Below are 6,241 nucleotides of genomic sequence, written 5' to 3'. Positions count from 1 at the left end.
GTATAGAGACTTGTCATGTTAGTAAATAGCAGTTTTACCGGCTTCAAGTACTGTTATTTTAGATCATGGGAAATGGGCAAGAATAGAAGGGTGGACTACACACAATAATAACACAGATGCACGGATGACTTAATCCATGCCCTAAATCCGCTGTGTAACATTATTAGTTATTAGTATCTTAACTTGTGCCTTGACTAGTGACATGTCTACTGGTTCCTTTGAAAAAAACAGTTTGGATTGGCAGTTGCAGCTGCTGCAACGACAATTCGGGGAGTGGTGGGAGCTGACAATGTCTCAGGTGCCTCTTGACCAAGCCCAAGGCTCACTGCCATCTTGGTTACTGTCTCCTATGCTAGCCCGGGGGATTAGGATAACGTTTTGGTTACTTGTTGCTGTAATCCTAAGCTGGCTAGGGGTGCGGCTGTTGAGAGGATTACATCCTTATATTAGTTATTATTACCAGCAACTGAATCAAGCTGCAAACAGAGTGACAAAACGACCAGTTCCAGAATTATCAGTGGTCAATTGGTGGGAGCGATCGCAAAACTATCAGCAGCAGGGTAACTACACCGAAGCCTGTCGTTGCTTGTATATGGGGATGTTGCAGCAATTACACGATACTGGCATTGCCCCTCGCCATCCCAGTCGCACGGATGGAGAATATCTACAACTCATCCAGCAATTACCGCAACCTAAACCATACCAAATCTTACTGATCACCCACCAGCAGTTATGTTTTAGTAACGCCGAAGTCTCTAGTCAGGTTTTTGAACGGTGCAAGGAGGCTTATCAGCAGATAAAGGTTGAAGTATGAAGTATATTCCCGTAGCGTGGCCGTTCGCGCAGCGTGGCCTACGGCCTTAAGGCCAAGGATGAAGGATGAAATTTCCTAGGCGTCGGTTAGGGGTAATTAGTGCGATCGCAATGGTGGTACTAATTATGATTACCCTGGTAGCTGCTCCAGCTAATAATAAAATCAATAGCGGTTCTACTTACAGCCGCGCTCCCTATGGCTATGGCGCTTGGTACGCTTACATGGCAAAACGGGGAACTCCTGTACAGCGTTGGCAAAAACCGTTTAAGGATTTAGCGAATCAGACAGATGCTCAAGGCTCGGTTACCTTATTGCGTGTCACTAGTTGGTTGACAGTAGATGCTATTTATGGTATAGAGCGAGAATGGATTAAACAGGGCAATACGATGGTGATTTTGGGAGTCAAGCAGCCGGTGACAGACGCTGATTTTAGTACTCTCCAAGAGGCTTCAACGGGAAAGGTTAAGGTTAACACCAGGCGGCGATACAAGGGTAATCAGGGGAAGAAAATTTTAAGCGATCGCTTTGGTGCTGTGGTTTGGGAAAAGCCTATTGGTGATGGTAGAGTTATCTTTGCCACTACATCCGATATTGCTGCCAATGCCTATCAGGACTTTCCAGCTAACTATGAATTATTAGCCCAACTGGTTACTCCCTTGAAACCAGAGGAGAATTTAACTAACCACAATCCGGTTTGGGTCGATGAATACCTCCACGGTTACAAAGATGTAGATGTGATCAAGCGAGAGGTCGGTGAGACTCTATTCAGTTATTTAGGGAAAACCCCTATGTTGCCAGCCTTTATCCAAGGATTAATCATTCTTCTGGTTGCCATCTGGGCTCTGAATCGGCGCTTTGGACAACCATTGAGCTTATCTGAACCAGTCGTGGATAACAGCGAAGCCTACATCCGAGCATTAGCAGGTGTTTTGCAAAAAGCAGGCAGCAGTGAGTTTGTGTTGGAAGTTGTGGGAAAAGACGAACAACTGCAACTGCAAAAAGCACTGGGATTAGGACAGACTCTGCTGGAGGAGCAAGCTCTAATTGATGCCTGGGTTGAGCAAACTGGACGTCCAGCTACAGAACTGAAACAATTGCTGGAAATTCAATCTAGTAAACGTCGTATTAGGGAGTCAGACTTACTAAAATGGCTGGGAAAATGGCAGAAAATTCGTATTGATTGATGGGATGATCACAACTGCCCGATTGCTTAAACTACTGCGTATAAACCTAACTAATCCGACCCCCAATCAACCAGAGTTTGCCCATGCTATCCTGGTACCACGAAGACGGTCCCACAGGATAGCTAATCAAAGCAAATGACCAATGATCTCCCTGTCTTGAACCGCCTCAAGCAAACCCTTGGCAAAATAATTGTCGGTCAATCGACCCTAGTCGAACAGTTACTCGTAGCATTGCTTAGTGGTGGACATGTCATTATTGAGGGGGTACCAGGAACCGGTAAAACCTTGCTTGTCAAAGTTTTAGCAAGGCTAATCCAAGCTGAATTTCGGCGGATTCAGTTAACCCCAGATATTCTACCATCGGATATTTTAGGAACCAATATCTTTGATCTGAATACCCGTAACTTTACCCTCAAAAAAGGACCAGTCTTTACTGAGATTTTGCTAGCTGATGAAATTAACCGCACCCCACCCAAAACCCAAGCAGCGCTGCTAGAGGCAATGGAAGAGCAGCAAGTCACTTTGGACGGGGAAACCTTGCCTCTATCTGAATTATTTTGGGTGATTGCTACCCAAAACTCTCTAGAATTTGAAGGCACCTATCCCCTACCAGAAGCTCAGTTAGACCGATTTTTATTCAAGTTGGTAGTGGATTACCCAGATGCGGCGGCAGAAAAGCAAATGTTGCTTAATACTGAGAAAGGATTTCGTGGACGCCGTTTGGATTTAGAACGTCTGAAACCTCTAGCAACTGTAGAACAAATTTTTAGTGCTCGTCAAGAGGTTAAAGCTGTCCAAGTAGACGAGAAGGTGCTGGATTATTTGCTAGCCTTAGTTCAGCAAACCAGGCAAAATCCTGATTTAGCCTTGGGAGCCTCCCCGAGAGCTGCTGTAGCTTGGTTACAAACCAGTAAAGCCCAAGCTGTGTTATCAGGACGGGATTATGTGACACCGGATGATGTAAAAGCGATCGCACTCCCTCTACTCCGTCACCGTCTGATTCTGAAACCAGAGGTGCAGTTAGATGGGTTACAGATCGATAGCGTAATAGCTTCATTACTCAAGCAAGTTCCAGTGCCTAGGTGAGTGGCTCAGCACTCAGCACTCAAAAAAAAATATGATTCCCTCAAAACGAACCTATTTACTGTTAATACTAGGTATTGCGATCGCATTATTACTCGCTACTGTTTTTAATCAGCAAATCAGTCTAATTAGTACTCTTGTCTTTGATGGCATTGTCCTTGGTTTAGCCTTATGGGATGGAAAACGGGTCAAACCTAACCGAGTGAAGGTAACCCGCACGCCTTTACAACGGTTATCGATTGGGCGAGATAATCTGATTGTGCTGTCAGTGGAATCTAGAAATCAGGTTGCTCGAATTCTGATTAAGGACTACTATCCATTAGAGTTTGCAGTTTCCACCCCAACGATCACTGCTACCCTTGACCGGAATAGTAACAAGGAACTAACCTATACAGTTCATCCAGCCAAGCGAGGCCAGTTTCACTGGGGAGATATTCACGTGCGCCAGTTGAGTCCTTGGGGCTTGGTGTGGGATGATTGGAAAATCCCAGGGAGTCAGAACGTAGCAGTTTATCCAGACTTAGTCACGTTGCGATCGCTTTCTATTCGCCTGACCCTGGAAAATACTGGTACCATGCGCCGTTCCCGAAACTTGGGTAGTGGGACAGAATTTGCTGAACTGCGGGAGTATGGCATTGGTGATGACACTCGCCTGATTGATTGGAAAGCCACTGCTCGCCGCTCTCGCCCTTTAGTAAGGGTGCTGGAACCGGAAAAAGAGCAAACTTTAATTATATTACTGGACCGGGGACGGTTGATGACCGCACAGGTACTTCAACTGAAGCGCTTTGATTGGGGATTGAATAGTACTCTAGCCCTAGCATTAGCTGGGTTACATCGGGGCGATCGCGTGGGGGTGGGTGTCTTTGATCGAGACATAACGACCTGGATTCCACCAGAACGGGGTCAACATCAACTATCGAAACTCATAGAACGCCTCACTCCGATTCAGCCAGTGTTATTAGAACCAGACTATTTTGGTGCTGTTACAAAAGTCGTGAATCAGCAAACTCGTCGTGCTTTAGTCGTACTGATTACAGACATAGTGGATGTTACTGCTTCCGCTGAATTGCTAGCAGCCCTAGAACGCCTCACCCCTCGCTACTTACCTTTTTGTGTCACCCTTCGAGACCCCCTTGTTGACCAATTAGCGCACACTGCCCCTAATACCCCTCAGTTAGGGAAAATTCCCAGTCAAGACCAGTTTTGGAACAGGGGATACCAGGAGCAGGCGAAAAAAATAATTAGTGTTGAGCTCAACCCTGACCCGGGGCAAGCCGCTTATACCCGTGCTGTCGCTCTGGATTTAATTGCCCAGCGCCAAGTTGCCTTTGCCCGGTTGAAGCAAAAAGGAGTTCTGGTCTTGGATGCACCAGCCAATCAGATTAGTCAGCAACTGGTTGAGAGCTACTTACGAGTCAAAGCTCGGAATCTACTTTGAAGTATCCTCGACTTTCCGGCTACTACAATATATAACCAAAAGGCTAAACAGTCCGATTCCAACCAAATACTTGAGGAATGATGGCACTAAGGGACTCGGAGATAAAAACCCTTCAATAATACCAGCAATAATCAACATCGGCACAATCCCAAACATCAACTGAGCCGCTTGGGAGCCATAAAATTTCAATGCATCTACCCGGCGATATTGGCCTGGAAACAGAATTGCTCTACCGATGAGTAAACCGGCTCCACCAGCAAAGAAGATAGCGGGTAATTCCAGGGAACCATGGGGAAACACAAATGCCCAGAAGGGATAAGCTAAGTTATTTTGACCCACTAAGGTTCCAATGGCACCAATCAGTATTCCGTTGAATGCCATGACATATAGGGTAAAGGCACCGCAGGTAATCCCACCAGCCACTGCCCGAAAGCATACCGATAGATTGTTAATCATAATGCCACTGGAGGCTAAGGGTTTCATGCCCAAAATCGAACCCATCCACAATTCCTGGCGATCGCGTACTTGTTCAATTAACTGTTCCGGAACCACCAGGGACATAAACACTGGATCTTGCCAAGCCAACCACCAGGAAATTAAGGCTCCGAGGAGAAACACTGCGGTTGCGATCGCAATATAACTCCACGTCTGTTGCACTACAGCAGGGAAACCCCAGCGACAAAACTCCCCTAAGCCTTGCCAGTCTTGACGGCGAGAACCTTGATAAATCTGGTTATAGCCCCGAGAGGTGAGTCGTTGTAAATCCTTGACCAGGGTATTGCCTACTTGGTTAGTTCTAGCACGGGCTAAATCCGCTGAGACGGAGCGATACAAACTAGCGAGTTCCTTGATTTGGGATGCTGGCAAGGACTTGATTCCTCGTTTCTCCACTTGTTGCAGGAGAGTATCCAACTGTTTCCAATTTGCTTCCCGCCGCCCAATCCAACGTTTAATATTCATAAAGTTTCCGTGTAATTTTCGTAAACCTCCCTTAAGATAGCGTTAAAACTTGTCTTGCCATCAATAGCCCCATCGACCCATGTCTTATGAGCCTAGTCCCAACCAATCTTTAGGACCACTCAGTATTGGTAATGTTGTTAATGTCGGTTTGCGGATCTACCGCGATCATTTTAAGTTATATTACCGTCTAGCTTTTATCGGTTATCTATGGCTATTAGTTCCCATATATGGCTGGGCTAAGTTTTCTGCCATGTTTGGGCTAATTTCACGTCTAGCGTTTAAGGAAATCATTGAACGTCCAGAAACAGTGAATGAGGCTCGCCGCCATGTAAATCCTCGGATGTGGAGTTTTTTCAGAGCAGGCATCCTAGTATCCTTAATAACTTTTCTAGTATCCTTGATAACTCTTGGAGCAGCAATCCTAGTAGTATTTATCATTTCTTTTGTTATTGGTATCTTGATCGGAGTCCTTGGTTTAATTTTCGGCAATAGCATTACTCTTTTAGATAATCTCAATACTCTCCCTGAGAATAGTATTGCTATGACTATCATAGGACTTCTGGTTGTGATTATTTTGATGATTGTTTTTTTCTTTGGATTGAGCTGGTTTATATCTCGCTTGTTAATTTATGAAATACCGCTTGCTATAGAAGAAAATTCTATCGGTGCCAGGGCAGCAATTGGTCGCAGCTGGAAATTAACTCAGGGATTTATATTACGTATTCAAGGGATAGTAGTTGTTGGCTTTTTAATATCACA

6 protein-coding genes are annotated in these 6,241 nt (G+C 45.3%); 5 read left to right on the top strand and 1 reads right to left on the bottom strand.

Annotated elements, in window-relative coordinates:
* The first annotated feature begins 190 nt into the window (after positions 1-190).
* The 4 genes from F6J94_RS28200 to F6J94_RS28185 all read left to right on the top strand — a co-directional run bounded on the left by F6J94_RS28200 (position 191) and on the right by F6J94_RS28185 (position 4,522).
* Positions 191-814, top strand: coding sequence for a DUF4129 domain-containing protein (locus F6J94_RS28200; protein WP_293046480.1), 624 nt, complete (start codon positions 191-193; stop codon positions 812-814).
* Positions 815-879: 65 nt separating this feature from the next.
* The gene (locus F6J94_RS28195) at positions 880-1,998 is read left to right on the top strand and encodes a DUF4350 domain-containing protein (protein WP_293046478.1); all 1,119 of its coding nucleotides are present in this window, start codon (positions 880-882) and stop codon (positions 1,996-1,998) included.
* Between the two features lie 135 nt (positions 1,999-2,133).
* Positions 2,134-3,084 (top strand): MoxR family ATPase, encoded by a 951-nt coding sequence (locus F6J94_RS28190; RefSeq protein ID WP_293046476.1) that lies wholly within the window; start codon positions 2,134-2,136, stop codon positions 3,082-3,084.
* Positions 3,085-3,115: 31 nt separating this feature from the next.
* A complete protein-coding gene (locus F6J94_RS28185; protein ID WP_293046474.1) occupies positions 3,116-4,522 on the top strand; it encodes a DUF58 domain-containing protein in 1,407 nt (468 codons plus the stop codon).
* On the opposite strand, the gene F6J94_RS28180 is transcribed toward F6J94_RS28185, so the two are convergent.
* Complete coding sequence (locus F6J94_RS28180; RefSeq protein WP_293046472.1) at positions 4,514-5,482, bottom strand: stage II sporulation protein M; 969 nt, start codon at positions 5,480-5,482, stop codon at positions 4,514-4,516. The two genes, F6J94_RS28185 and F6J94_RS28180, sit on opposite strands and share 9 nt — an antisense overlap.
* A gap of 79 nt (positions 5,483-5,561) precedes the next feature.
* Here F6J94_RS28180 and F6J94_RS28175 point away from each other — a divergent pair.
* Positions 5,562-6,241 (top strand): DUF975 domain-containing protein (locus tag F6J94_RS28175; RefSeq protein ID WP_293046470.1); only part of this gene is annotated, 680 nt, incomplete at its 3' end.

The sequence above is a fragment of the Moorena sp. SIO1F2 genome (assembly GCF_010672755.1).
Classification (GTDB): domain Bacteria; phylum Cyanobacteriota; class Cyanobacteriia; order Cyanobacteriales; family Coleofasciculaceae; genus Moorena.
This window is presented reverse-complemented; position numbering and strand designations above follow the sequence as displayed.